This is a genomic window from Sphingobium sp. BHU LFT2 (assembly GCF_018604485.1).
GTDB classification, from domain to species: Bacteria; Pseudomonadota; Alphaproteobacteria; order Sphingomonadales; family Sphingomonadaceae; genus Sphingobium; species Sphingobium yanoikuyae_A.
The window spans coordinates 96,674-121,500 of record NZ_JAFCGW010000010.1; the positions used below are offsets into that span (position 1 = coordinate 96,674).

The window sequence follows — 24,827 nt, forward strand, 5'->3', positions numbered from 1 at the left end:
GTTCTGAAAAGAGGCGGGTTAGCCGGCATCCACCTGTTTCGGGCCGAAGCGGTCGATCGCTTCGAACAGGCGTGTGAGCGCGATCCGTTCCTCCGCGTTGATTTCCGGGCGCCAGACTTCGAACAGCAGGATGACGCGGGTGTCATTGCCCCGGTTCCAGGCCTCATGTTCGATGCTGTCGTCAAAGATCAGCATTTCGCCCGGCGCCCAGGCGCGCGTCTCTGCGCCGACCCGCAGCGCGCAATTGTCGGCCACGATCAGCGGTAGATGACAGATCAGGCGGGTGTTGAGCAGGCCATGATGCGGCTGGATATGGGTGCCGGGCTTGAGCAGCGACCAGAGCGCCATCGGAGAGCGGCCGGTGATCATCGGGCGATCGGCATGGTCGAGCGCGGCCATGACGGCGGGGCAGCGGGCGGCATGGTCCGCCACGATCTCGCCCTGTTGCCAGAAATAATAGGCGCCCCAGGAGGGATCGTCGCGCAGCGGGTTGTTGGGCGCCGGGCGATCGGTCGGCGTCTGGACATAGGGCGCGAAATCGGGGGCGCCGGCACGGACGTCGTTCAGTTCAGCGATGATGGCGTCGGTTGCAGCCTCGATCGCCGGCACCCAGGCAAATTCGTCGCGCTCGTAAAAGGCGCGCTGCGGCAGGCCGGGGAAATAGAACATGCTGGGTTGTTGCAGATAGAGTTCGCTCTTGCCCAGCAGCAGGTCGGTCGCCTGCGCAATCCGGGGCAGGGCGGGCAGGTCGGCGATGGCGGCGCTCAGATGATCCTCGAACTTGCGGCCGGACTGGGCGATGCTGGCCTGCGCCTGTTGCAGCAGCGGTTGCAGCGCGGGGGGCGCGCCGGTGGCCGCCGCCTGCGCCAGAGCACCGCGGAACCAGATCGATGCACCGCGCTCGTCGCCGCGCCGGATCAGATTCTGGCCCATTGCCAGCATGGCGGGCAGGTTGCGCATATCCTGTTGCAGGATGCGGTTGAGCGCGGCCTGTTCGCCGTCCAGATCGCCCAGCCGGTTGCAGGCCTGGGCCAGCAGCATGGCCGGAGGGTCGGCCATTTCGGAGAGGGTGGCGCGCGCCACCGCCGCGTCGCCGCGGCGCAATGCGGCGATCGCCGCGTCCTGCAAAGTCTGTTCGCGTGCCCGATCCGTCATCCGCCCGCCTTAGCCAGCGGAACGGATGGAAGGAAGCGGCTTATTCGCAGGGGACCAGCGCGGGCTGGGCGCTGCGCCGTGCGGTGGCGACCAGATAGATGGCCAGGCCGCCGAGCGACAAGGCGCAGCCGATCCAGCCGGTCGACACCAGGCCATAGCCCGCCGCGATCGACAGGCCGCCGAGCCAGGGGCCGAGCGCATTGGCGATGTTGAAGGCGCTGTGGTGCAGTGCGGCGGCCAGCGTCTGGGCGTCGCCCGCGACATCCATCAGTCGCGCCTGCAACGGCGTGCCCATGCCGCCGCCAATGCCGATCAGGAAAACGATGAGGCTGAGGCTCCAGATATTGCCGGCCATGAAGGAGAAGAGAGCCAGCGCAACCGCGCTCCACACGAGGATGCCGATGACGGTGCGGTTGAGCGCACGGTCGGCCAGCCAGGCAACGACGAGATTGCCGATCGTCATGCCCAGGCCAAAGACGATCAGGATCAGCGGCACCAGGGTTTCGGACACATGGGTCACCTCGATCATGGTCGAGGCGACATAGGTGTAGACCGCGAACAGGCCGCCAAAGCCGATCGCGCCGGTCAGCAGGGTCAGCCAGACCTGCGACTTGCCGAGCGCGCTCAGTTCACGCATCGGGCTGGCCTTCGGATCGCCGGCGTCGCGCGGGGCGTAGAGCGCGACCAGGCTCATGGTCAGCACGGCGAGCGCGCAGACCACGAAGAAGCCCGAGCGCCAGCCCAGTATCTGGCCCATCCAGTTGGCGACCGGCACGCCCAATACCGTGGCGATGGTGAGGCCCGACATCACCTTGGCGATCGCCAGGGTGCGCTTCTCGATCGGCACCAGGCTGGCCGCGACCAGGGCGGCGACACCGAAATAGGCGCCATGGGGCAGGCCCGAAAGGAAGCGGAACAGCAGCATCCAGTGATAGCTGGGCGACAGCGCCGACAGGCCGTTGCCGACCGCGAACATCGCCATCAACGCGATCAGCAGGGTGCGGCGCGGCAGGCGCGCGGCAAAGGCGGCGATCAGCGGCGCGCCGACCACCACGCCCAGCGCATAGGCGCTGATCGCATGGCCGGCGGTCGGCAGGTCGATGTGGAGGTCGCGCGCGAAGAAGGGCAGCAGGCTCATGGAGGCGAATTCGGTCGTGCCGATCGCAAAGGCGCCCACGGACAGCGCGAAAAGGACGAGCGCGGGGTGCGCCTTGTGGGACTGGCTGCCCATGACAAGCTCCATGCTGCAATGCAAAATGACGGAAGTCCGCCAGATGGGCCGAGTGACAGCGATGGTCAAGGCTGCATACGTATGAGATTCTTGCAACTGGCAACGCATCTGGTGCAACGCGGCATCGAATGTCGCTTTTCCAATTAATCGTATATGGTATTCATCACGCATGGGCAGGAATGGAATGAACGGGCAGAGGGCGGTGCTGGCGGGGGCTGGCGCCGTGCTGGCCTCGCTGCTGTCGATGAACATGGGCGCGGCCTTTGCCAAGACGCTGTTCCCGATCGTCGGTGCCTATGGCATCGCGGCGCTGCGCATCTTCCTGGCGGCGATCCTGCTGATGCTGTTCCGGCGGCCGTGGCGGCGGCCGATCCCGGCCGATGTGCGCTGGCCGCTGCTGATCTATGGCGCGACCCTCGCGCTGATGAACCTGCTCATCTACCAGGCGTTCGCCCGCATCCCGCTGGGCATCGCCATGGCCATCGAGGTGACGGGGCCGCTGGCGATCGTGCTGTTCGGGTCGCGCCGGCCGCGTGATTTCCTGTGGCTGGGGGCGGCGGTGATCGGCCTGCTGCTGCTCTTGCCGCTGCGCAGCGATGCCGTGCTTGATCCTTTGGGTGTCATCTTCGCTGTCGGGGCGGCGGCCTGCTGGGCGCTTTATATCTTGACCGGCAAGCGGGTGTCGGACGCGCTGCGCGGCGATGCGGTCGCCTGGGGCATGCTGGCGGCGGCGATCCTGGTGCTGCCGGTCGGGCTGACCCATGCCGGCGCGTCGCTCCTTTCGCCCTGGGTGCTGATGGTCGGGCTGGCGATCGCCCTGCTGTCGAGCGCCTTGCCCTATTCGCTGGAGATGGAGGCGATGCGGCGCCTGCCCGCGCCGGTGTTCGGCCTGTTGCTGAGCGCGGCGCCGGCGATCGGCGCGCTGGCCGGCTTCGTCGTGCTGGGAGAGCGGCTGACCGCGCTGCAGGGTGTGGCGATATTCTGCATCATCGCGGCATCAGGCGGTAGCGCGCTGACGGTGCGTCATGCGCCGGCGATCGAGGATGCGCCGCAATAGAGCGCGCTGCGTTAAATCCGACGCAGATCGCGCGCTCTAAGTTTTTGTTGTCGCATCGTTTTAAGCGCAAAACCGGTTCCCACTTTTGCGCACGATGCTCTAGGGCCGGTCAGCCGCTGACGACGGCCTTGCTGGTATCCAGCATCTTGCCGTTGGTGATGATGACCATGTCGCCGACCTTGGTGACGCCGAACAGCTTCTGCGCAAATTCCTTGGGCACGCCGATGCAGCCATGGGTGGCATAGCCCCATTTGACGTCGCTGCCGTGGATGGCGACGCCGTCGCTGGTCAGCCGCTGCATATAGGGCATGGGCGCGTTATTGTAGGTGCTGGAATAATGGTCGGCGTCCTTCTGCATGATCGGGAAGGCGCCCAAGGGGCTCTGCTTGTCGGTCGCGCCATAGAGGATGACGGCGGCGCCGATTTCATAGCCGTCACGGAAGACGGACAGGGTCTGGGCTTTCAGGTCGACCGTGATGATGACCGGCCCCTTGGCCGGCGCGCCTTCCTCGTCCCAGGCATAGTCGCCATGTTCGAAAGGTCCCTCGATCTTGAGCACGCGCTTGACCGCCAGGGCATGGGGATCGACCTTCATGCCCTGATCGCTGCGCCGTTCGACCAGCGGCAGCGGCTTGGGCGCGACGGCGGCCTCGGCCGGTTTGGCCTGGGTCGCGTTGCCGGCGTTGCGATCGATCTTGTCGGTCAGCAGCAGCGCGCCGCCGCCCAGGACGGCGCCGATCAGCAGTTTCGGGCCAAGGCTGCGAGCCAATGTGCCGATGACGCCTGCCATGATCTTCCTCGCTTCATCCTTTGCCGGTCAAGCTAACAGCCTAACCGGCAAAGGTTAAGGTCAGCCTTCGCGCGCCACTTCGGCGGCGGCGATGGCGGTCAGGTTGAGGATGCCGCGCGCGGTGACGCCGGGCGTCAGCACATGGATCGGCTGGGCGGTGCCGATCAGCATCGGTCCGACCGTGGGCGAGCTGGACGAGGCGCCGAGCGCCGTCAGCGTGATATTGGCCGCGTCGAGGTTCGGCATCACCAGCAGGTTGGCCGGCCCCTCGAACCGGGAGTCGGGGATCAGCCGTTCGCGCAGCGCCTGGCTGAGCGCGGCGTCGGCGTGCATTTCGCCATCGACCGCCAGCTCCGGCGCGGCCTGGCGGACCAGGTCGAGCGCGGCGCGCATCTTGCGGGCGCTGGGGCTGTTCGAGGCACCGAAATTGGAGTGCGACAGCAGCGCGACGCGCGGCTTCAGGCCGAAATGCTGCAACTCGGTCGACGCCAGCAGCGTCATTTCTGCAATCTGGTCGGGCGTCGGGTCCGGCACCATATGGGTGTCGGTGATGAACAGCGCGCCGGCGTCCAGGATCAGGCCCGACAGCGCGTAGATGCGGCTGTGGTTGGGCGCGCGATCGATGATGCGCAGGACATGTTCGACCTGGCCCCAATATTCGGAGCGGCCACCGACCAACGCGGCGTCGACCCGGCCGGTGCGCAGCAGCATGGCGGCGGTGACGGTCGGGCGGCGATAGACATGGCGCAGGATTTCGTCTGGCGGCACGCCCTTGCGCGCGGCGATGGCGCGATAGGCCTCGACCAGTTCGCGCATGATGTCATGATCCGTCTCGGGATCGATCACCTCGACATCGCGGTCGAGCTGGAAGCTCAGGCCCATGTCGGCCAGCTTCTGTTCCAGCAGGCGGCGGCGTGCGACGATGGTCGGCTTGACGATGCCTTCGTCCAGGCCGTCCTGGATCGCGCGGAGCACGCGCTCATCCTCGCCCTCACCATAGACGATGCGGCACTGGCTACCGCGCGCGGCATGGAAGACCGGCAGCATCAGCTGGCCCGAGCGGGTGTTCTGGTGCGACAGGGCGCGCTTATATTCTTCCAGGTCCAGCGTCTTGGTGGCGACGCCGCTGTCCATCGCCGCCTTGGCCACGGCACCGGCAATCTCGCCGATCAGGCGCGGATCGAACGGGGTCGGGATGATGTAATCGGCGCCGAACACCAGCTTGCGACCGCCATAGGCCTGCGCCACGCTGTCATGCGCGGGCATGCGGGCGAGGGCAGCGATCGCGTCGGCCGCGGCGACCTTCATCGCTTCGTTGATCTGGGTCGCGCCGCAATCCAGCGCGCCGCGGAAGATATAGGGGAAGCACAGGACGTTGTTGACCTGGTTCGGATAGTCCGACCGGCCGGTGGCGATGATCGCGTCCGGGCGCACTTCGCGCGCGGCTTCCGGACGGATTTCCGGCTCCGGATTGGCAAGCGCGAAGATCAGCGGATTGGGCGCCATCAGCGGCAGCCATTCCGGCTTCAGCACGCCGGGCGCCGACAGGCCCAGGAACAGGTTGGCGCCCGGCAGCACGTCGGGCAGGGTGCGCGCGTTGGTGTCGCGGGCATAGCGCGCCATGTTGGGCAGCATGCCTTCGCGGCCCGAATGGATGACGCCGTCCTTGTCGGTCATCGTCACATTGTCGATCGGCAGGCCCATCGAGACGAGCAGGTCGACGCAGGCGAGCGCGGCGGCGCCGGCGCCCGAGGTGACGAGCTTTGCATCGGCCAGGGTCTTGCCCTGCAGCACCAGCGCGTTGCGCACGGCCGCGGCGACGACGATGGCGGTGCCATGCTGATCGTCATGGAAGACCGGAATGTTCATCCGTTCCTTCAGGCGCCGTTCGATCTCGAAACATTCGGGCGCCTTGATGTCTTCCAGATTGATGCCGCCAAAGGTCGGCTCCAGCAGGGCGACGGCTTCGACGAACTTGTCCGTGTCGGTGGTGTCGACTTCGATGTCGAACACGTCGATGTCGGCGAATTTCTTGAAGAGGACAGCCTTGCCTTCCATCACCGGCTTCGACGCCAGTGCGCCGATCGCGCCGAGGCCGAGGACGGCGGTGCCGTTGGAGATGACCGCGACCAGATTGCCACGCGCGGTATAATCCAGCGCCTTGGCGGGATCGGCAGCGATCTCCTCGCAAGGGGCGGCCACCCCCGGCGAATAGGCCAGCGCCAGATCGCGCTGGTTCACCATGCGCTTGGTCGGCTCGATCGCGAGCTTACCGGGCTGGGGAAGGCGGTGATAGTCTAGGGCGGCGCGGCGGGTGTTATCGTCCATGCGATGCGCCTTAGAGACTGTGTTCCGCTAGGGCAAGCCAGTGCGGTCCGTCCGCGACTCCCACGGCGGCGCAAGGGCATATTGCGCAGCAAGAAAGTCGACGAAGGCGGTGATGGCCAGCGGCGGATTGGCCTGTGGCAGTTGCACGGCATAGAGGGCGACGTCGCTCGACCCTTCATGATCGGGCAGGATCTGGCGCACATCGCCCTGCGCCAGCGCGTCACTGATGTCCCACAGCGAACGCAGCGCGATGCCGCTGCCCGACAGCGCCAGTTCGCGCACGACTTCGCTGCTGTTGGTGCGGATATGGCTGTGGCCATCGATCGCGACCGGCCCCTTGGGACCGATCAGCCGCCAGGGTAGCTGGCCGTCGGCGGCGAGCAGGCGGTGCTGCTTGAGGTCGGCGATGCGGCGCGGCGTGCCGAAGCGCTCAAGATAGGCGGGCGCGGCGCACAGGATGCGGCGATTGGGCGCCAGCCGCCGGGCGGTGAGGCCGGCACCCGGATCGGCGGCGATGCGGATGGCCAGGTCCGCCCGGCTTTCGATCAGGTCGACATAGTCGTCCGACAGGTCGAGCCGCAGGTCGACGCGCGGATGATCGTCCAGGAAAGGCTGGAGATAGGGGGCAAGATGCATGCGGCCAAAGGAGGTCGGGGCGGTGATTCGCAGCGGGCCGGACGCAATCGCCGACACGCCCGACACCCGCCGTTCGGCTTCGTCGAGGGAGGCGAGGATCGCGCGCAGGTCGCCATGGAGCCGCTCGCCCGCCGGGGTCAGCGCCAGCCGGCGGGTGGTGCGGTGGATCAGCCGGGCGCCCAGCCTGTCCTCCAGCCGGGCCAGCCGCTTGGACATCATCGCGGGCGAGATGTGGAGCCGCCGTCCGGCGGCCGCCAGCCCGCCTTCATCGACGATGCTCACGAACAATTCATGGTCCGGGTCCATCATATTCGTTCACCACAGGAAAGTCTCTATTCGAATAATAGCGTCTACACGGCATAATTGGAAAGGCGTAAAAGGACGGCATAGCAAGGAGTGGATTGCATGACCGACCGTATGACGGACCGCGCCGGCCTGAAGGTTGCGCAAACGCTGGCCGACTTCATCGAACAGCGCGCGCTGCCGGGCACGGGCATTGATGCCGACGCCTTCTGGGCGGGCACTGCCGACATATTGGCGCGCTTCACCCCCGACAATGCGGCGCTGCTGCGCACGCGCGACGACCTGCAGACGCAGATCGATGCCTGGCATCAGGTGCGCCGGGGACAGGCGCATAATGCCGCCGCCTATCAGGCCTTCCTGCGCGAGATCGGCTATCTGGTCGAGGAACCCGCGCCGTTCGAGATCGGCAGCGGGAATGTCGATGCCGAAGTCGCCCGCATGGCCGGGCCGCAGCTGGTCGTCCCGATCCTCAACGCCCGTTTCCTGCTCAACGCCGCCAATGCGCGCTGGGGCAGCCTGTATGATGCGCTCTATGGCACGGATGCCATTGCGGGCGCGGCTTCGGGCAAGGGCTATGACGCGGCGCGCGGGGCGCAGGTCATCGCCTGGGCCAAGGCGTTTCTGGACGATGCCGTTCCGCTGGCAACGGGAAGCTGGGCCGATCTGGCGGGCGAGGAAATCATCCTGGCCGATCCGGCGCAGTTTGTCGGCACGAGTGCGAAGGGCAGGTTGTTCCGCCATAATGGCCTGCATATCGAGGTCGTCTTCGACCCGGCCCATCCGATCGGCGCAACCGATCCGGCCGGCATATCCGACGTCATCCTGGAATCCGCGCTGACCACCATCTGCGACCTGGAAGATTCGGTCGCGGCGGTCGATGCGGTGGACAAGGTTGCCGCCTATGCCAACTGGCTGGGGCTGATGCAGGGCGACCTGACCGAGACGTTCGAGAAGGGCGGGCGGCAGATGACCCGCGCGCTCAATCCCGATCGCGCTTATGTTGCGCCCGATGGCAGCGCCTTCACGCTGCCGGGCCGCAGCCTGTTGTTCGTCCGCAATGTCGGTCATCTGATGACCACGCCGGCGATCGCGCTGCCCGATGGGCAGGACGCGCCCGAGGGGATCGTCGACGGCATCGTCACCAGCCTAATTGCGCTGCACGATCTGGCAAAGGCGGATGGCAACAGCCGGGCGGGCAGCGTCTATATCGTCAAGCCCAAGATGCACGGGCCGCAGGAAGCGGCCTTCACCAACCGCCTGTTCGACGCGATCGAGGATATGCTGGGCATGGCGCGCCACACGATCAAGGTCGGCGTGATGGATGAGGAGCGGCGCACATCGGCCAATCTGGCGGCCTGCATCCATGCCGTCCGCGATCGGATCGTCTTCATCAATACCGGCTTCCTGGACCGCACCGGCGACGAGATGCACACGTCGATGCAGGCCGGGCCGATGATCCGCAAGGGCGAGATGAAGGCGAGCGACTGGATCACGGCCTATGAAGATCGCAACGTCCAGATCGGCCTTGCCTGCGGCCTGTCGGGGCGGGCGCAGATCGGCAAGGGCATGTGGGCGGCGCCCGATCGCATGGCCGACATGCTGGAGCAGAAGATCGGCCATCCCAAGAGCGGCGCCAACACCGCCTGGGTTCCGTCCCCGACGGCGGCGACGCTGCACGCGACCCATTATCACCGCATCGACGTCTTCGCCCGTCAGGAAGAGCGCGGGGCCGAGGGCATCGCGTCGCTCGACAAGCTGCTGACCATTCCCGTCGCGGTCGGCCGCAATTTCTCCGAAGAAGAGATCGCGCAGGAACTGGACAATAATGCGCAGGGCATATTGGGCTATGTCGTCCGCTGGATCGACCAGGGCGTCGGCTGTTCCAAGGTTCCCGATATCCATGATGTCGGCCTGATGGAGGATCGCGCGACCTTGCGCATTTCCTCGCAGCATATGGCCAACTGGCTGCTGCACGGCATCTGCACGGGGAGCCAAGTTGATGCCGCGCTCGTCCGCATGGCGGCCAAGGTCGACGCGCAGAATGAAGCCGATCCGCTCTATCAGCCGATGAGCGGGCGCGAGGACGAGAGTCTGGCCTTCCAGGCGGCGCGCGCCCTGGTGTTCGAGGGCGTCGCGCAGCCCAATGGCTATACCGAGCCGCTGCTGCACGCCTATCGCGCCCGCGCCAAGGCGGAGGAAGTCCTCGAGATAGCGTAAACTTCGCTGTCACTCTTTCCCATGCTGCGTTAGCCCTGATCGGGTCGCAGCATGGGAGAGGCGCCATGACCATCATCGTCCATCATCTGAACAATAGTCGTTCGCAGCGCATCCTGTGGCTGCTGGAGGAACTGGGCGAGCCTTATGACGTGCGCCGCTATGAGCGGGACCGCAAGACGATGCGGGCGCCCGCCGCCTTGCGCGCCGTTCATCCGCTTGGCCGGTCGCCGGTGGTGGAGGTGGATGGCCATCGGCTGATCGAGACCGGGGCGATCATGGAATATCTGGTCGCGCGGGCCGGTGGTTGCTTCGGCGCGCCTGCCGATGCGGAGGGCGCGATCCGCTGGCGCCAGTTTCTCCATTATGCCGAAGGATCGATGATGCCGCCGCTGCTGGCCCTGCTGGTGGTCGGCAAGCTGGGCATGCTTGGCCGACCGGCACGGCCGACGGTTCAGGGGATGCTGGACGATCATCTCGACTGGCTGGAAAGCGAACTGGCAAGCCGGCCCTATTTCGCCGGACCGGACTTTTCCGCCGCGGACATGATGATGAGCTTTCCGATCGAGGCGTCGCGGGCACGCGGCGGGCTTGACGAATCGCGTCCGCATCTGATCGGGTGGCTGGAGAGAATACAGGCGCGGCCCGCCTATCAGGCCGCGCTGCGCACCGGGGGACATTATGCTTACGCCTGATCGCCGCACCTTGCTTCGCTATGCCGCTGCCGGGGTCGCCACATCGCTGGTCAGCCCGCGCCTGTTCGCGCAGGAAAAGGCGGTCGAGGCGCTTCAGTCGATCACGCGCGACGTCACCCCGATCGGCAAGGCCGAGCGCGCCGACCGGCTGGCGCGGGCGCAGAAGATGATGCAGGCGCAGGGCATCGACGCGCTGCTGGTCGAGCCGGGCGCGAGCCTCATTTATTATAGCGGCATCCGCTGGTGGCGTTCCGAGCGGCTGACCGCGCTGGTCATTCCGGCCAGCGGCACGCCTCTGGTTGTCTGTCCCTTTTTCGAGAAGCCCTCGATCGACGAATCGCTCGCCATTCCGGCCGAGGTCCGCGTCTGGCAGGAACATGAAAGCCCCTATGCGCCGATCGCCGATTATCTGAAGGCGCGGAGCCTGGACAAGGGGCGGATCGGCATCGAGGAGACGGTCCGCTATTTCGCGGTCGACGGGCTGAAGGCCGCGCTGCCCGCCGCGACCCTGGTGAAAGACCCGGTGACGCGGGCCATCCGCATGCGCAAGACGGCGGCCGAGATCACGCTGATGCAGAAGGCAGCGGACGTCACCATGGGCGCCTATCGCTGGACCTATCCGCAGGTGAAGGCGGGCATGACCCCTGCCGATATCGGCGCGCTGATGACGGCCGCGACCAGTGCGCTGGGCGGCAAGGGTGAGTTCAACCTGATCCTGCTGGGCGAAGCGGCCGCCTATCCGCATGGCTCGGGCAAGCCGCAATCGGTGCGCGCGGGCGAGGTGGTGCTGATGGATTGCGGCTGCACGGTCGAGGATTATCAGTCCGACATCAGCCGCACCTTCGTCTATGGCGCTGCGCCCACCGCGCAGCAGCGCAAGGTGTGGGACGAAGTGGCGCAGGGGCAGCAGGTCGCGATCCGGGCGGCGAAGCTGGGCGTGGCGGCCGGCACGGTCGACGATGCGGTCCGCGCTTATTATGAGAAACTGGGCTACGGCCCCGGCTACAAGCTGCCCGGCCTGTCTCACCGCACCGGCCATGGCATCGGCATGGAGGGGCATGAGCCGGTCAACCTCGTCCATGGCGAGACGACCAAGCTGGACATCGGCATGTGCTTCTCCAACGAACCGGGCCTCTACCTGCCCGGCACGATGGGCGTGCGCATGGAAGATTGCTTCCACATGACCGCACAGGGGCCGCAATGGTTCTCCAGACCGCCGGTGTCGATTGAGGAGCCGATGGGGTAATTCCTCCCCGGAACGGGGAGGGGGACCGCGCCCGGAAGGGCGTGGTGGAGGGGCAGGCGCCATGAGCGCTTCGCGTGACTAACAGTCTCCGACTGCCCGCCGATACCCCTCCGTCGGCGCTTCGCGCGGCCACCTCCCCGTGCCGGGGAGGAATAGACCAAATCCCCCGCTTGTGCGGCGGGCCGCTTCCCACTAAATCGCGCGCATGACCTCGACCAACGACATTCGCCGCAGCTTCCTCGATTATTTCGGGGCCAATGGCCACACCATCGTTCCGTCCGCGCCGCTGGTGCCGCACAACGACCCGACGCTGATGTTCGTGAACGCCGGCATGGTGCCGTTCAAGAATGTCTTTACCGGTCTGGAAACGCGCCCCTACAAGACCGCGACGTCGAGCCAGAAGTCGGTCCGCGCCGGCGGCAAGCATAATGATCTGGACAATGTCGGCTATACCGCGCGCCACCACACCTTCTTTGAAATGCTGGGCAATTTCAGCTTCGGCGACTATTTCAAGGAACAGGCGATCCATCATGCCTGGACCCTGCTGACCAAGGAATGGGGCCTGCCCGCGGAAAAGCTGACCACGACCGTCTATCACACGGACGACGAGGCGTTCGACCTGTGGAAGAAGATCGCGGGCCTGCCCGATCACAAGATCATCCGCATTCCGACCAAGGATAATTTCTGGGCGATGGGCGACAGCGGCCCGTGCGGCCCCTGTTCGGAAATCTTCTACGACCATGGCGACCATATCTGGGGCGGTCCTCCCGGATCGCCGGAAGAGGATGGCGACCGTTTCGTCGAGATCTGGAATCTCGTCTTCATGCAATATGAGCAGGAAGCCAACGAGATCGTTTCGGAACTGCCCAAGCCCTCGATCGACACCGGCATGGGGCTGGAGCGCATCGCGGCGGTGATGCAGGGCGTCCATAACAATTATGACATCGACACGTTCAAGGCGCTGATCGCCGAGAGCGGAGCGCTGACCCGCACCGCGACCGATGGCGAGTTCCAGGCCAGCCACCGCGTCATCGCCGACCATCTGCGCTCGACCAGCTTCCTGATCGCCGACGGCGTGCTGCCGGCGAACGAGGGCCGTGGCTATGTGCTGCGCCGGATCATGCGCCGCGCCATGCGCCATGCGCACATCATCGGTGCCAAGGATCCGCTGATGTATCGCCTGGTGTCGAGCCTGGTGTCGGAAATGGGCGGCGCCTATCCCGAACTGGTCCGCGCCCAGCCGCTGATCGAGGAAACCCTGCTGCGCGAGGAAACCCGCTTCCGCAAGACGCTGGAAAACGGCCTCAAGCTGCTGGACGAGGCGACCGCCGATCTGGCCGAGGGCGCGACCCTGCCGGGCGAGACCGCGTTCAAGCTCTATGACACCTATGGCTTCCCCTATGACCTGACCGAGGATGCGCTGCGGACCCAGGGCCTGTCTGTCGACCGCGCCGGCTTCGACGCCGCCATGGCCGAGCAGAAGGCCGCCGCGCGCGCCGCCTGGAAGGGATCGGGCGAGAAGGCGTCGGACGAGATCTGGTACGACATCGCCGAAACGCTCGGCGGCACCGAGTTCATCGGCTATGCCTCGACCAAGGGCGAGGGCGAAGTGCTGGCCCTCCTCAAGGATGGCGCGCGCGTCGATGCGGCGTCGGTCGGCGACAAGGTGACGATCATCACCAACCAGACGCCCTTCTATGGCGAGAGCGGCGGCCAGAATGGCGACGCCGGCACGATCACCACGCTGGGCGGCCTGGTGGCCGAGGTTGCCGATACGTCCAAGCCGCTCGGCCGCCTGCATGCGCATCAGGCGGTGATCAGCGCGGGCAGCGTCAAGGTCGGCGATACCGTCAACCTGACGGTGGATGTCGAACGCCGCGATCGCATCCGCGCCAATCACAGCGCCACCCACCTGCTCCATGCCGCGCTGCGCAAGGAACTGGGTGGCCATGTCACCCAGAAGGGCAGCATGGTCGCGGCCGACCGCTTGCGCTTCGACTTCTCGCATCCCGAGGCGCTCACCCAGGCGCAGATCGCCAAGGTCGAGGCCGACGTGAACGCGCAGATCCGTCATAATGACGAGGTCATGACCCGGCTGATGACCCCGGACGACGCGATCGCCGCCGGCGCGATGGCGCTGTTCGGTGAGAAATATGGCGATGAAGTCCGTGTTCTCTCGATGGGCAAGGGCGACGACCATAGCTATTCGGTCGAACTGTGCGGCGGCACCCATGTCCGCGCGCTGGGCGACATTGCTCTGTTCAAGATCGTGTCGGAAAGCGCCGTGTCTTCGGGCGTGCGCCGGATCGAGGCACTGACCGGCGAGGCTGCGCGCCTGTGGCTGGTCGAGCGTGACGAGAAGCTGCGCCAGACGGCGGCGGCGCTCAAGACCACGCCGGAAGAGGTGCCCGCGCGCATCGCCGCGCTGGTGGAGCAGAGCCGCAAGCTGGAGCGGGAACTGGCCGAGGCCAAGAAGGCATTGGCGCTGGGCGGTGGCGGTTCGGCCAAGGTCGCCGGTCCCGAGAAGGTCGGCAGCGTCGACTTCCTGGGCCAGGTGATCGACGGCCTCGACCCCAAGGAACTGCGCGGCATTGTCGACGGCAACAAGAAGACGCTCGGCAGCGGCGTGTCGGCGGTGCTGGCCGTGGTCGATGGTCGCGCGACCATTGCGGTGGGCGTGACCGACGACCTGACCGGCAGCTTCAGCGCGGTCGATCTGGTCCGTGCGGGCGTCGAGGCGCTGGGCGGCAAGGGCGGCGGCGGCCGTGCCGACATGGCCCAGGGCGGCGGCCCAGATGGTGACAAGGCGCAGGCCGCGATCGACGCGGTCAAGGCCGCGCTCGCCAGCGTTCCGGCCTGACAAGATGGGGAGGCGCGCCGCCGGTGCGCCTTTCATCCCGATGCTGCGCCTGATCCTTGCATCCTGTCTGCTCGCCCTGCCGATGACGGTGCGGGCGGGTGAGGCGGCGACCATCACCTCGCCAGAACCGTTGCCGGCCGCGCATGATCGCGCGCGCCTGTTCCTGGGCGGCAGCATCGACATGGGCAAGGCGACCGACTGGCAGCGCGACATGATTGCGGCGCTGGCCGACGAGAAGGTGACGATCCTGAACCCGCGCCGGGCGGACTGGAACCCGGCCTGGAAGCCCGAAGCGAGCGATCCCCATTTTCGCCAGCAGGTGGAATGGGAACTGGCCGCACTGGACAGCGCCGACATCATCATCCTCTATCTGGCGCCGGGCACGCAGAGCCCGGTCAGCCTGCTGGAAATGGGGCTGCATGCGCGCGGCGGAAAGCTGATCGTGCTCTGTCCCGACGGCTTCTGGCGCAAGGGCAATGTCGACATCACTGCCGCCCGCTATGGCGTGGAGCAAGTGTCGACGATCGAGGAACTGACGGCCGTGGTCCGTCGGCGCATCGGCGCGGTCAACAGGGCGCTGTCCGCAGCCGATTGACCCGCCCCTGCGCGCCTGACAAGTTGCGATGCAGGGGGATATATGGCCAGCATTGCAAGCATATCGTCGCAGCCCAAGGGTATCGCGCCAGATCGTTTCGAGCGGTTTCTGGCGGTCGCCGCGATCATCCTGCTCGCCGTGGTGCTGACCGCGATCGGGCGGGGGCGTGGGCAGTGGGGGCAGGTGCCGGGCCTCGTCTGGTTCCATCTGCTGACGATCCTGATCGCGCTGGCGCTGACGCCGGTGATGCTGTTGCGGCGGCGTGGCGACGGGCGGCATCGCTGGCTGGGCTGGGTGTGGAGCGGCGCGCTGTTCCTGACCGCGCTCGACAGTTTCCTGCTGCACGGGCCGGGCAGCCGGTTCAGCATCATCCATATCCTGTCGATCTTCACCCTGATCCAGGTGCCGATCATCGTGCTGTCTGCGCGGCGCCATGACCTCAAGCGCCACCGTCGGTCAGTGCGCGGCATGGTGACGGGCGCGCTGCTGATCGCCGGCTTCTTCACCTTCCCGTTCGATCGGATACTGGGCCACTGGCTGTTTGGCTGAGCCGGGCCTAAGAGGCTGCCATGGATCTGACAGCGTTGATCGACGATATCGTGGCCGCCATGGCCAAAGAGACGGAGCGGGGCACTGTTGCCAGCTATATTCCCGAACTGGCGAAGGTGGATGCCGGCCAGTTCGGGATCGCCATCGCCACCGCCGACGGGCGGCTGCTGACCGGCGGCGACGCTGACACCGGCTTTTCGATCCAGTCCATTTCCAAGGTGTTCGCGCTGACGTTGGCGCTGGGCAAGGTCGGCGACCAGCTGTGGGACCGGGTGGGCCGTGAGCCGTCGGGCAATGCCTTCAACTCCATCGTCCAGCTGGAGCAGGAACATGGCATCCCGCGCAATCCCTTCATCAATGCCGGGGCGATCGTGGTCGCCGACGTCAATCTGGGCGGGCATCAGCCGCGCGTGGCGATCGGCGAGATGCTGCGTTTCGTGCGCTATCTGGCTGGTGACGACGCGATCCGCATCAATGAGGAGGTTGCCGCGTCGGAAACAGCGACCGGCTATCGCAACATGGCGTTGGCCAATTACATGCGCGCCTTCAACAATGTCCGCCACCCCGTCGATCTGGTGCTGGGCAGCTATTTCCATCAATGCGCGATCGAGATGAACTGCCGGCAACTGGCGCTGGCGGGCCGTTACCTGATGCTTGACGGGCGGCATCCCGAGGGTGGACGGGTCGTGTCGCCCAGCCGGGCACGGCGCATCAACGCGCTGATGCTGACCTGCGGCCATTATGATGCGTCGGGCGATTTTGCGTTCCGGGTCGGCATTCCCGGCAAGTCGGGCGTGGGCGGCGGCATATTGGCGATCGTGCCGGGCCGCGCGGCGATCGCAGTCTGGTCGCCCGGCCTCAACGCCAGCGGCAACAGTGCGCTTGGCACCAAAGCGCTGGAGATGCTGGCGCGGCGGACCGGCTGGTCGGTGTTCAGCCCGCCCGAAGTGCATCAGGGCTGACGCGGCGACGCGACAGTCGAAGTTCATAGTGTCGTCAGCATGGATTTGGGCCATTTGCACCGGAAACGCGCCTGCCACGCGCCACCGACGCGACAGTGACGTAACAATCGGGTCACGGCCACGCACCTTCGACGCGACAGTGAAGCGACAGCCAGGCGACAGCGACGCGACAGTTGCGGTCGATATGGGGCGATGTCGTGCAGGCGTTTCATCGCGGAGGATAGAACAGAGATCAGCGCAATAGGAAAGGCTGATGCCCTCAGGGCACTTCGTCCTGGCGCAGGCGGCGCAGGCGGGGGGCGGACTGGAGCTGGGCGGCTTCCTTGATACCGACGCGCAGATCCTCGCGCGCCTGGTGGATCGAGGCGATCACCGGCCCCATGGCGACGCCGAGGTCGACCAGCGCGGTTTCGGCCAGTTGCAGCGAGCTTTCGAGCGTTTCGGGCACGGCATCGCTGGCGCCGGCCTTGTAGAGCTGGGCGGCATGGTCGGCGTCGCGGGCGCGGGCGATGATCGGCAGGTCGGGCACCCATCCACGCACCCGCTTGGTAACGCGCACCGACAGGACCGGATCGTCCATCGTCAGGATGAGCGCGCGGGCATGGCCGAGGCGCAGGCGGTCGAGCATCTCCGCCCGCGCGACGTCACCGAAAAGGATCGGATAGCCCAGGCGCCGGGCCTCGGCGACGACGTCGGGATCGGATTCGACGACGATGAAGCGCTGGCCATGGGTCTTGAGCAGGTCGCAGACCATCTGGCCGACACGGCCGAAACCGATGACGACGGCGGCCGCCTCGGTCTGGTCCGGTTCGGTCTCGACCCGTTCCTCGCCAATGGCATTTTCCAGCCGCTGGGCGATGTCATGGCCAAAGCGCGCGAGCAGCGGCGTGATGGTGAGGCCGATGGCGGTGACGATCTGCCAGAAGGCGGCGGTGGAAGGCAGGATCAGCTTCGCCGCCGCCGCCGCCGACAGCACGATCAGCGTGGTTTCCGACGGGCTGGACATCAGCACGCCGACTTCCAGCGCGACGCCCTTGCGCACGCCCGAGAAATAGAGAAGCAGGCCGGTGACCAATGTCTTGGCGACGACGACGCCGAGCACGGCCAGCAGCAGGCTGGGCCAGTTGGCGAGGATGACGCGCAGGTCCAGGCTCATGCCCACGGTGATCAGGAAGACGCCGAGCGCCAGCCCCTTGAACGGCGCGGTCATCACCTCGACCTCGCCATGATAGTCGGTCTCCGCGATCAGCAGGCCCGCGAGCAGGGCGCCGACGATCGGCGACAGGCCGGCGATGGAGGTGGCAAGGCTGGAGAGGATGACGACCAGCAGGCTGGCGGCGAGGAAGACTTCCGGGCTCTTGGTGCGTGCCGCCTGACGGAAGATATGGGGCAGGAAGATGCGGCCGAAGACCAGCATCACCGCGATGGTGAGGCCGCCCTTGAGCAGGGTGGTCGCCAGTTCGTTCCACGCGGCGTCCGGGCTGGTCGCGACCGATGGCGCCAGCGCGCCGAGCATGAAGATGATCGGCACCAGCGCCAGATCCTCGAACAGCAGCATCGAGAAGGCGGAGCGGCCGACCGCGCTCTGGGTGCCGACCATCGGCAGCACCACGGCGGTGGAGGACAGGGCAAGGGCAAGGCCGAGGCCGATCGCGCCGGCGGTCGGCTGGCCCAACAGATAGAGGCCCATGGCGATGAGCGCGGCGCTGCCCAGCAATTCGGTCGCGCCGACGCCGAACACCTGCGCGCGCATGCTCCACAATCGCCGGAAGCTCAGTTCCAGGCCTATGGAGAAGAGCAATAATATGACGCCCAGTTCGGCAAATGGCTCAATCGCCGCCCGGTTGGAGATGGTGACATGATAGAGCCAGGGATATTGGCCGACCAGCGAGCCAAGTCCTGCCGGACCGACGGCAAGTCCCACCAGGATGAAACCGATGACGGGACTGATGCGGAAACGGGCGAAACCGGGAATGACCAGGCCCGCTGCACCCAGGATGACGAGGGAGTCGCTGAAGCTCTGGGGATTGATTGCATCGGTCATGAGGCATCATTGCGGGTGACGCACGGAAATGCCAGCCTTTTGCCAAAAGAATTCCGAGCAAATTGCCGGGCACAGTCCGGAGCGGGACGATATGACATTTGCGTTACCGGCCTGTAATTTTCCGGACATCCCGGTGCAAAATTGGCGGCGCTAAAAGGGCGGTCGGATTTGCTATGGACGAATGGTGATGGGAATGATGGCTGCGCCGCTGCAAGATGCGCCGATCAGTGCCGGGGATATCCTGATCTGGGCAAGGGTCGAGCAGGCCCTGGCCGGCAAGAATGCCGCCCTTGCGGCGCAGATCAATGCCCGCACATGCGGCCGCAGCATGAGCCCCACCGCCGATGTCGAGATTGCGTCCGAACTGGCGCGGATGGAGGAGGGGCAACTGGTCAGGCTGTGGCTGGGCGCCGACGATCCCGAACATCCGACCCGCCGGGAAATGCTGGCGCTCGATCGCCTGGCGCTGATCAGCGCCGATTTCTGATTGTCGAGAAAAGCCGCCTGGTGCGGACGATGGGACTTGAACCCATATTCCCAGGGGGAGGCGGATTTTAAGTCCGCTGCGTCTACCGATTTCGCCACGTCCGCGCTGCGCCTTCCCCTGAAGGCTCAGGCGCGGCAGGTCAAGGGGCTGATCAGTCGGCGGCCTTGCCGTTCAGCCGTTCGCGCATTTCCTTGCCCGGCTTGAAATAGGGCACGCGCTTGGCCGAGACCGGCACCTGTTCGCCAGTGCGGGGATTGCGGCCGGTGCGCGCATCGCGTGCGCGGGTGGTGAAGGCGCCGAAGCCGCGCAGTTCGACCCGGCCGCCACTCGACAGGCGATCGACAATCTCGCGGAAGAAAAGATCGACGATCCTTTCGACTTCCTGCAGGCTGAGGCCCGGATTTTCTTCGCCGAGTTTCTGGATCAGTTCAGAACGGATCATAGTTCCTCCAGCACCCCTAATTTCCCCTGCCGACATTTATAAACAATTGGAAAGCTGTTGACAATCGGGGAGCAACGAAATCGTTTCGATAGGGCAAGGAAGTAGCGGGCGGGCATGAAAAAGCCCGCCGGAACATGGGTTCCGGCGGGCTTTTCTTTGCCTGTTGGCAGGAAGGAAGGGATTAGCCTTCGTTCTTGGCCTTGAGCGCTTCGCCCAGGATGTCGCCCAGCGACGCGCCGCTGTCCGACGAGCCATACTGTGCAACAGCCTGCTTTTCTTCGGCAATCTGCATCGCCTTGACCGAGAAGGTCGGCTTCTTGGCGCGGTCGAAACCGGTCACCATGGCGTCGAACTTCTGACCGATCTGGAAGCGTTCCGAACGCTGTTCGTCGCGGTCGCGGCCCAGGTCGCTGCGCTTGATGAAGCCGGTGGCGCCATCTTCGCCAGCCTGGACTTCCAGGCCGCCGTCGCGAACTTCCAGAACGGTCACGGTGACGATCGCGTTCTTGTTCAGGCCAGCAGCAGCGGCGGTGGTGCCGCCGGCGGCCGGACCGCCACGCTCAAGCTGCTTCATGCCGAGGCTGATGCGCTCCTTCTCGACGTCGATGTCGAGAACGACGGCCTGAACCGTCTCGCCCTTGCGGTGCAGCGCCAGCGCGTCTTCGCCCGAGATGCCCCAGGCGATGTCCGACATGTGGACCATGCCGTCGACGTCGCCGTCCAGGCCGATGAACAGGCCGAATTCGGTCGCGTTCTTGACTTCGCCTTCGACGGTCGAGCCGATTGGGTGACGTTCTGCGAACGAATCCCACGGGTTCGACTGGGCCTGCTTGAGGCCGAGCGAGATGCGGCGCTTCTCGGGATCGACTTCGAGAACGATGACTTCCACTTCCTGGCTCGTCGAAACGATCTTGCCGGGGTGGACGTTCTTCTTGGTCCAGGACATTTCCGAAACATGGACCAGGCCTTCGATGCCCGGCTCCAGTTCGACGAACGCACCATATTCGGTGATGTTCGTGACGCGGCCCGACAGCTTCGCACCGACCGGGTACTTGGCGGCGGCGCCTTCCCACGGATCATTTTCCAGCTGCTTCATGCCGAGGCTGATGCGCTGGGTTTCGCGGTTGATGCGGATGATCTGGACACGGACGGTGTCGCCGATGTTGATCATCTCGTTCGGGTGGTTGATGCGCTTGTACGACAGGTCGGTGACGTGCAGCAGGCCATCGATGCCGCCCAAGTCAACGAACGCACCATAGTCGGTGATGTTCTTGACGACGCCTTCGATGATCTGGCCTTCGGCCAGGGTCTGGATCAGGCCCGAGCGCTGTTCGGCGCGGGTTTCTTCCAGGATGGCGCGACGCGACACGACGATGTTGCCACGACGGCGATCCATCTTGAGGATCTGGAAGGGCTGCGGGATGTCCATGAGCGGGGTGACGTCGCGAACCGGGCGGATGTCGACCTGCGAGCCGGGCAGGAAGGCGACAGCGCCGTCGAGGTCGACGGTGAAGCCACCCTTGACGCGGCCGAAGATGACGCCTTCGACGCGGGCGCTTTCGGTGAACTCGGCTTCGAGCTTGTCCCAGGCGGCTTCGCGGCGAGCGCGGTCGCGCGACAGCATGGCTTCGCCATGGGCGTTTTCGACGCGGTCGACATAGACTTCGACTTCGTCGCCGACCTTGAGGTCAGCCTTCTGGCCGGGAGCGGCGAATTCGCGCAGCGGCACGCGGCCTTCCGACTTCAGGCCGACGTCGATCAGCGCCATGTCGTTTTCGATGCCGGTGACGGTGCCCTTTACGACGCGGCCTTCAAAGCCGCCGTCTTCGCCACCGAGAGAATCATTGAGAAGCGCGGCGAAATCGTCGCGCGAGGGGAATGCCGTAGAGGCCATGGTTGGTCCTTCACTCATCATTGCTGGCCAATCGGTTGTGTCCGATGGTCTTTGGCCAAACCACGCATGCGGCCGAATACCGCCTGCGTATCCAAGGGGTTGGGCGTTGGAACGCCAAGCCTGGAAAAGCGAAAAGGGCGCCCGGAATTTCCGCGCGCCTTATCGGGTCACACGCTTACGGGCGACCTTCAAGCTGGGCGTCCACAAGCGCGATGGCCCGCTGGACGGCGGCGTCTATAGTCAAATTGCTGGTATCTAGCAAGTCGGCGCCGTCGGCCACCTTGAGCGGGGCATGGTCGCGGCTCATGTCGCGGGTGTCGCGGGCCTGAATGTCGGCGATCAGGCTGTCCATGTCGGGTTCGCTGCCATGGGCCTCAGCATCCTTGAAGCGGCGTTCGGCGCGGACATGGACGCTGGCGGTGACGAAGATCTTGGCGTCGGCGTCCGGCGCGATGACGGTGCCAATGTCGCGCCCGTCGAGGATGGCGCCGCCCGGCTGGGTGGCGAAGTCGCGCTGGCGCTGGACCAATGCGTCGCGCACGCTCTGATGCACCGATACGCGCGAGGCGAGGCTGCCGACCGCTTCGCTGCGCAGCGCCGGATCGGCCAGGATGGCGTCGTCAAAGCCGCAGGCGGCCAGCGCGTCGGCCTGATGATCCGGGTCGCCGCCATTCTTCAGCACGCACAGGCCCACGGCGCGATAGAGTAGGCCGGTGTCGAGCACCGGCAGGCCATAATGGCGCCCCAGCGCCTTGGCGATCGTGCCCTTGCCCGATGCGGCGGGGCCATCGACGGCGATGATCATGCGATGGCTCCCAGCGTCTGGAGCAGGGTGGTGAAGGTCGGGAAGCTGGTCGCGACCGGGCGCATGTCGTCGATGGTGACGCCATCGCGCGAGACCAGGCCGGCGACCGCGAAGCTCATGGCGATGCGGTGATCGAGCCTGGTGGCGATCGGGCCGCCGCCGGGCAAAGGCTGGCCGCCGCTGCCCTCGATGATGATGCCGTCCTCCAGTTCCTCGACCGTGACGCCGATCGCACGCAGGCCGGTGGCCATGGTGGCGATGCGGTCCGATTCCTTGACGCGCAGTTCGTCGAGGCCGCGGAAGATGCTGCGGCCGTGCGCAAAGGCTGCCGCGACGAAGGCGACGGGATATTCGTCGATCATGCTGGGCGCGCGGGCGAGGTCGGGCTCGACACCGTTCAGGGCAGAGGCGGTGACGACCAGGTCGCCGACCGGCTCGCCGCCGACTTCGCGGGCATTGATGATCTCGATCGATCCGCCCATTTCGCGCAGCAGGTCGATCAGGCCGGCACGAGTGGCATTGAGGCCGACATTGGCGATCGTCACCTGCGATCCCGGCACCAGCAGCGCCGCGACCATCGGGAAGGCGGCCGACGAGGGGTCGCCGGGCACGACGATATTCTGCGGCTTGAGTTCGGCCTCGCCCTTGAGCGTGATGATGCGGGTGCCGTCGGCCTGGACCTCGACCTCAAGGTCGGCGCCGAAGCCCTTGAGCATGCGTTCGCTATGGTCGCGGGTCGGGATCGGCTCGACCACGCGGGTGATGCCGGGGGTGTTGAGGCCAGCGAGCAGGATTGCCGACTTCACCTGGGCCGAGGCGACCGGCAGGGTGTAGTCGAGTGGCACGGCCGGGCAGGCGCCGGTCATGGTCAGCGGCAAGCGATCACCGGGGCTGGTGGTGAAGCTGGCGCCGACGCGGGAGAGCGGTTCGGTGACGCGCGCCATCGGGCGCTTGCTGAGGGACGCGTCGCCCACGAAGGTGGCGGTGATGCCATGGCTGGCGACCAGGCCCATCAGCAGGCGGGTCGATGTGCCGCTATTGCCCATGTCGAGCGCTTCCTGCGGCTGGAGCAGGCCCCCGACGCCGACGCCATGAATATGCCAGATGCCGTCATCGTCGCGCTGGATGTCGGCGCCCATCGCGCGCATCGCGGCGGCGGTGGCCAGCACATCCTCGCCCTCCAGCAGGCCTTCGACCCGGCTTTCGCCCACGGCCAGGGCGGACAGCATCAGCGAACGGTGGGAAATGCTCTTGTCGCCCGGAACCGCGACGCTGCCGGACAGGGCAGGGGCGGCGGTGAAGGTCATCGGGCTGGGTTGGTCATTATGGCTGGTCACGGGGTATCCATCATCTTGGAACCGAAAAAATGCGCCCGGCTTTTGACAGCGCGGTTTCGCTATGGCAAGGCGCCCGACGTTTCGTGGCCGACTTCTGTCGTGCCGCGTGATTTCTGTTTGAGCATCGAAGAAGGAACAGGCCGGACATGGTGAAGGCTGAATGGGGCACGAAGCGGACCTGCCCGAAATGCGCGACTCGCTTCTATGACCTGGGCAAGGACGACCCGGTGACCTGCATCAACTGCGGCGCCGCCTGGGAGCCCGAACCGGTGCTGAAGTCGAAGCAGCCGCTGCCCTATGAAGAGGCCGCGCCCAAGAAGGTCGTGGAAACGGCCGATGGCGAGCTGGAGACGGCGGACGATGATCTGGACATCGATCTGGACGTCGATGATGACGGCGATTCGCCGGATAATGACGTCGATCTGGGCGGCGATGACGACCTGGGCGTCGATGCCGGCAGCGATGACGGCGACGACGACAATTAAGTGAAAATTCTGCTTGCCAACGGGATCGCCTGATCCTAGAGGCAGCGACCTCCGAGGCGCCGGACCCAACGGTGCCTCAAGATGGTACGGGGCCTTAGCTCAGCTGGGAGAGCGCCTGCATGGCATGCAGGAGGTCAGCGGTTCGATCCCGCTAGGCTCCACCAATTTTTTCGGCCGACGGCTTGTGCCGGACATGGTTTGATCCATTTGGGACGCGGTTCGCGCCGTATCAGGATGGGGCCTTAGCTCAGCTGGGAGAGCGCCTGCATGGCATGCAGGAGGTCAGCGGTTCGATCCCGCTAGGCTCCACCAATTTTTCGGCCGACGGCTTGTGCCGGACATGGTCTGATCCATCGGGACGCGGCTTACGCCGTATCAGGATGGGGCCTTAGCTCAGCTGGGAGAGCGCCTGCATGGCATGCAGGAGGTCAGCGGTTCGATCCCGCTAGGCTCCACCATTTTTCTTCACATAGCATCATGCACACGCAACCCATGGGATTGCGTTGATGGCCTTCGGATTCGGTCGGGCTGGCTGCGGCGTCGTATCGAGAGGGGGCACCCCTCCGTCTGGCCTACGGCCAGTTCAAGGGAGACACGGGTCTCCCTTGAACTCCCCTTGCAGGGGAGGATGGTCTGGAAGCGACCACTAGCAGACAGTGGCGCGTTGATGTTAAGCATCATGAATGACGAACGGATCGTTCTTATCCTACTA

The 24,827-nt window shown here is 65.8% G+C and carries 20 protein-coding genes and 4 tRNA genes; 13 read left to right on the forward strand and 11 right to left on the reverse strand.

What is annotated here, in order from left to right:
- Positions 1 to 18: 18 nt before the first annotated feature.
- Both JQK15_RS17800 and JQK15_RS17805 read right to left on the reverse strand, forming a co-directional pair.
- Positions 19 to 1,155, reverse strand: a complete 1,137-nt coding sequence (locus JQK15_RS17800; RefSeq protein WP_214866666.1) for an aspartyl/asparaginyl beta-hydroxylase domain-containing protein — start codon at positions 1,153 to 1,155, stop codon at positions 19 to 21.
- 40 nt (positions 1,156 to 1,195) lie between these two features.
- Positions 1,196 to 2,386 carry an MFS transporter gene (locus JQK15_RS17805; protein ID WP_214866667.1) on the reverse strand — a complete coding sequence of 397 codons (1,191 nt, stop codon included), beginning with the start codon at positions 2,384 to 2,386 and terminating at the stop codon, positions 1,196 to 1,198.
- A 184-nt stretch (positions 2,387 to 2,570) separates the two neighbouring features.
- On the opposite strand from JQK15_RS17805, the gene JQK15_RS17810 reads away from it, so the two are divergent.
- On the forward strand, positions 2,571 to 3,443 hold the full coding sequence (locus JQK15_RS17810; RefSeq protein ID WP_214866668.1) for an EamA family transporter: 873 nt from the start codon (positions 2,571 to 2,573) through the stop codon (positions 3,441 to 3,443).
- Between the two features lie 109 nt (positions 3,444 to 3,552).
- Here the strand turns inward: JQK15_RS17810 and JQK15_RS17815 are convergent, their stop codons facing one another.
- The 3 genes from JQK15_RS17815 to JQK15_RS17825 are packed head-to-tail and all read right to left on the reverse strand — an operon-like array spanning position 3,553 to position 7,506.
- Positions 3,553 to 4,233, reverse strand: a complete 681-nt coding sequence (locus JQK15_RS17815; protein ID WP_214866669.1) for a L,D-transpeptidase family protein — start codon at positions 4,231 to 4,233, stop codon at positions 3,553 to 3,555.
- A 60-nt stretch (positions 4,234 to 4,293) separates the two neighbouring features.
- Positions 4,294 to 6,561 (reverse strand): NADP-dependent malic enzyme, encoded by a 2,268-nt coding sequence (locus JQK15_RS17820; protein ID WP_004207688.1) that lies wholly within the window; start codon positions 6,559 to 6,561, stop codon positions 4,294 to 4,296.
- Between the two features lie 27 nt (positions 6,562 to 6,588).
- Complete coding sequence (locus JQK15_RS17825; RefSeq protein WP_214866670.1) at positions 6,589 to 7,506, reverse strand: LysR family transcriptional regulator; 918 nt, start codon at positions 7,504 to 7,506, stop codon at positions 6,589 to 6,591.
- A 96-nt stretch (positions 7,507 to 7,602) separates the two neighbouring features.
- Here JQK15_RS17825 and JQK15_RS17830 point away from each other — a divergent pair, with 96 nt between their 5' ends.
- From JQK15_RS17830 to JQK15_RS17860, 7 genes are all read left to right on the forward strand, one after another.
- Positions 7,603 to 9,717, forward strand: a complete 2,115-nt coding sequence (locus JQK15_RS17830) for a malate synthase G (protein WP_214866671.1) — start codon at positions 7,603 to 7,605, stop codon at positions 9,715 to 9,717.
- A 65-nt stretch (positions 9,718 to 9,782) separates the two neighbouring features.
- Positions 9,783 to 10,409, forward strand: a complete 627-nt coding sequence (locus tag JQK15_RS17835; protein ID WP_214866672.1) for a glutathione S-transferase family protein — start codon at positions 9,783 to 9,785, stop codon at positions 10,407 to 10,409.
- Complete coding sequence (locus JQK15_RS17840) at positions 10,396 to 11,655, forward strand: M24 family metallopeptidase (RefSeq protein WP_214866673.1); 1,260 nt, start codon at positions 10,396 to 10,398, stop codon at positions 11,653 to 11,655. The genes JQK15_RS17835 and JQK15_RS17840 overlap by 14 nt, the downstream gene beginning before the upstream one ends.
- Positions 11,656 to 11,860: 205 nt before the next feature.
- The gene (gene alaS / locus JQK15_RS17845; protein ID WP_214866674.1) at positions 11,861 to 14,515 is read left to right on the forward strand and encodes an alanine--tRNA ligase; all 2,655 of its coding nucleotides are present in this window, start codon (positions 11,861 to 11,863) and stop codon (positions 14,513 to 14,515) included.
- A gap of 4 nt (positions 14,516 to 14,519) precedes the next feature.
- The gene (locus JQK15_RS17850) at positions 14,520 to 15,110 is read left to right on the forward strand and encodes a nucleoside 2-deoxyribosyltransferase domain-containing protein (protein WP_251007843.1); all 591 of its coding nucleotides are present in this window, start codon (positions 14,520 to 14,522) and stop codon (positions 15,108 to 15,110) included.
- Positions 15,111 to 15,152: 42 nt separating this feature from the next.
- Positions 15,153 to 15,659: a DUF2306 domain-containing protein gene (locus JQK15_RS17855; protein WP_214866675.1), complete on the forward strand. Its 507-nt coding sequence runs from the start codon at positions 15,153 to 15,155 to the stop codon at positions 15,657 to 15,659.
- Positions 15,660 to 15,679: 20 nt separating this feature from the next.
- Positions 15,680 to 16,621: a glutaminase gene (locus JQK15_RS17860; RefSeq protein WP_214866676.1), complete on the forward strand. Its 942-nt coding sequence runs from the start codon at positions 15,680 to 15,682 to the stop codon at positions 16,619 to 16,621.
- Between the two features lie 259 nt (positions 16,622 to 16,880).
- Here JQK15_RS17860 and JQK15_RS17865 read toward each other — a convergent pair whose 3' ends face one another.
- Entirely contained in the window at positions 16,881 to 18,665 is a 1,785-nt protein-coding gene (locus JQK15_RS17865; RefSeq protein WP_004207677.1) for a cation:proton antiporter domain-containing protein, read from the reverse strand.
- 187 nt (positions 18,666 to 18,852) lie between these two features.
- Here JQK15_RS17865 and JQK15_RS17870 point away from each other — a divergent pair, with 187 nt between their 5' ends.
- On the forward strand, positions 18,853 to 19,152 hold the full coding sequence (locus JQK15_RS17870) for a hypothetical protein (RefSeq protein ID WP_237235054.1): 300 nt from the start codon (positions 18,853 to 18,855) through the stop codon (positions 19,150 to 19,152).
- 18 nt (positions 19,153 to 19,170) lie between these two features.
- Here the strand turns inward: JQK15_RS17870 and JQK15_RS17875 are convergent.
- The 5 genes from JQK15_RS17875 to aroA all read right to left on the reverse strand — a co-directional run bounded on the left by JQK15_RS17875 (position 19,171) and on the right by aroA (position 23,600).
- A tRNA-Leu gene (locus JQK15_RS17875) sits at positions 19,171 to 19,256 on the reverse strand.
- A 47-nt stretch (positions 19,257 to 19,303) separates the two neighbouring features.
- Positions 19,304 to 19,594 carry an integration host factor subunit beta gene (locus JQK15_RS17880; RefSeq protein WP_004207675.1) on the reverse strand — a complete coding sequence of 97 codons (291 nt, stop codon included), beginning with the start codon at positions 19,592 to 19,594 and terminating at the stop codon, positions 19,304 to 19,306.
- A 181-nt stretch (positions 19,595 to 19,775) separates the two neighbouring features.
- Positions 19,776 to 21,488 carry a 30S ribosomal protein S1 gene (gene rpsA, locus JQK15_RS17885; RefSeq protein ID WP_004207674.1) on the reverse strand — a complete coding sequence of 571 codons (1,713 nt, stop codon included), beginning with the start codon at positions 21,486 to 21,488 and terminating at the stop codon, positions 19,776 to 19,778.
- A 175-nt stretch (positions 21,489 to 21,663) separates the two neighbouring features.
- Positions 21,664 to 22,293 (reverse strand): (d)CMP kinase, encoded by a 630-nt coding sequence (locus tag JQK15_RS17890; protein WP_214866677.1) that lies wholly within the window; start codon positions 22,291 to 22,293, stop codon positions 21,664 to 21,666.
- Positions 22,290 to 23,600 carry a 3-phosphoshikimate 1-carboxyvinyltransferase gene (gene aroA / locus JQK15_RS17895; RefSeq protein ID WP_214866722.1) on the reverse strand — a complete coding sequence of 437 codons (1,311 nt, stop codon included), beginning with the start codon at positions 23,598 to 23,600 and terminating at the stop codon, positions 22,290 to 22,292. Before aroA ends, JQK15_RS17890 begins: the two co-directional genes overlap by 4 nt.
- A gap of 176 nt (positions 23,601 to 23,776) precedes the next feature.
- Here aroA and JQK15_RS17900 point away from each other — a divergent pair, with 176 nt between their 5' ends.
- The 4 genes from JQK15_RS17900 (at position 23,777) to JQK15_RS17915 (ending at position 24,573) form a co-directional block, all read left to right on the forward strand.
- Positions 23,777 to 24,115, forward strand: a complete 339-nt coding sequence (locus tag JQK15_RS17900) for a TIGR02300 family protein (RefSeq protein WP_214866678.1) — start codon at positions 23,777 to 23,779, stop codon at positions 24,113 to 24,115.
- Positions 24,116 to 24,203: 88 nt separating this feature from the next.
- A tRNA-Ala gene (locus tag JQK15_RS17905) sits at positions 24,204 to 24,279 on the forward strand.
- A gap of 72 nt (positions 24,280 to 24,351) precedes the next feature.
- Positions 24,352 to 24,427 (forward strand) — tRNA-Ala (locus JQK15_RS17910).
- A gap of 70 nt (positions 24,428 to 24,497) precedes the next feature.
- Positions 24,498 to 24,573: transfer RNA gene (locus tag JQK15_RS17915), tRNA-Ala, on the forward strand.
- Positions 24,574 to 24,827 lie beyond the last annotated feature (254 nt).

Excerpts from the sequence above, each read along its gene's own strand:
- JQK15_RS17800 (WP_214866666.1), bottom strand. The coding sequence starts at position 1,155 with ATGACGGATCGGGCACGCGAACAGACTTTGCAGGACGCGGCGATCGCC.
- JQK15_RS17805 (WP_214866667.1), bottom strand. The coding sequence starts at position 2,386 with ATGGGCAGCCAGTCCCACAAGGCGCACCCCGCGCTCGTCCTTTTCGCG.
- JQK15_RS17810 (WP_214866668.1), top strand. The coding sequence starts at position 2,571 with ATGAACGGGCAGAGGGCGGTGCTGGCGGGGGCTGGCGCCGTGCTGGCC.
- JQK15_RS17815 (WP_214866669.1), bottom strand. The coding sequence starts at position 4,233 with ATGGCAGGCGTCATCGGCACATTGGCTCGCAGCCTTGGCCCGAAACTG.
- JQK15_RS17820 (WP_004207688.1), bottom strand. The coding sequence starts at position 6,561 with ATGGACGATAACACCCGCCGCGCCGCCCTAGACTATCACCGCCTTCCC.
- JQK15_RS17825 (WP_214866670.1), bottom strand. The coding sequence starts at position 7,506 with ATGATGGACCCGGACCATGAATTGTTCGTGAGCATCGTCGATGAAGGC.
- JQK15_RS17830 (WP_214866671.1), top strand. The coding sequence starts at position 7,603 with ATGACCGACCGTATGACGGACCGCGCCGGCCTGAAGGTTGCGCAAACG.
- JQK15_RS17835 (WP_214866672.1), top strand. The coding sequence starts at position 9,783 with ATGACCATCATCGTCCATCATCTGAACAATAGTCGTTCGCAGCGCATC.
- JQK15_RS17840 (WP_214866673.1), top strand. The coding sequence starts at position 10,396 with ATGCTTACGCCTGATCGCCGCACCTTGCTTCGCTATGCCGCTGCCGGG.
- alaS (WP_214866674.1), top strand. The coding sequence starts at position 11,861 with ATGACCTCGACCAACGACATTCGCCGCAGCTTCCTCGATTATTTCGGG.
- JQK15_RS17850 (WP_251007843.1), top strand. The coding sequence starts at position 14,520 with ATGGGGAGGCGCGCCGCCGGTGCGCCTTTCATCCCGATGCTGCGCCTG.
- JQK15_RS17855 (WP_214866675.1), top strand. The coding sequence starts at position 15,153 with ATGGCCAGCATTGCAAGCATATCGTCGCAGCCCAAGGGTATCGCGCCA.
- JQK15_RS17860 (WP_214866676.1), top strand. The coding sequence starts at position 15,680 with ATGGATCTGACAGCGTTGATCGACGATATCGTGGCCGCCATGGCCAAA.
- JQK15_RS17865 (WP_004207677.1), bottom strand. The coding sequence starts at position 18,665 with ATGACCGATGCAATCAATCCCCAGAGCTTCAGCGACTCCCTCGTCATC.
- JQK15_RS17870 (WP_237235054.1), top strand. The coding sequence starts at position 18,853 with ATGGGAATGATGGCTGCGCCGCTGCAAGATGCGCCGATCAGTGCCGGG.
- JQK15_RS17880 (WP_004207675.1), bottom strand. The coding sequence starts at position 19,594 with ATGATCCGTTCTGAACTGATCCAGAAACTCGGCGAAGAAAATCCGGGC.
- rpsA (WP_004207674.1), bottom strand. The coding sequence starts at position 21,488 with ATGGCCTCTACGGCATTCCCCTCGCGCGACGATTTCGCCGCGCTTCTC.
- JQK15_RS17890 (WP_214866677.1), bottom strand. The coding sequence starts at position 22,293 with ATGATCATCGCCGTCGATGGCCCCGCCGCATCGGGCAAGGGCACGATC.
- aroA (WP_214866722.1), bottom strand. The coding sequence starts at position 23,600 with ATGACCTTCACCGCCGCCCCTGCCCTGTCCGGCAGCGTCGCGGTTCCG.
- JQK15_RS17900 (WP_214866678.1), top strand. The coding sequence starts at position 23,777 with ATGGTGAAGGCTGAATGGGGCACGAAGCGGACCTGCCCGAAATGCGCG.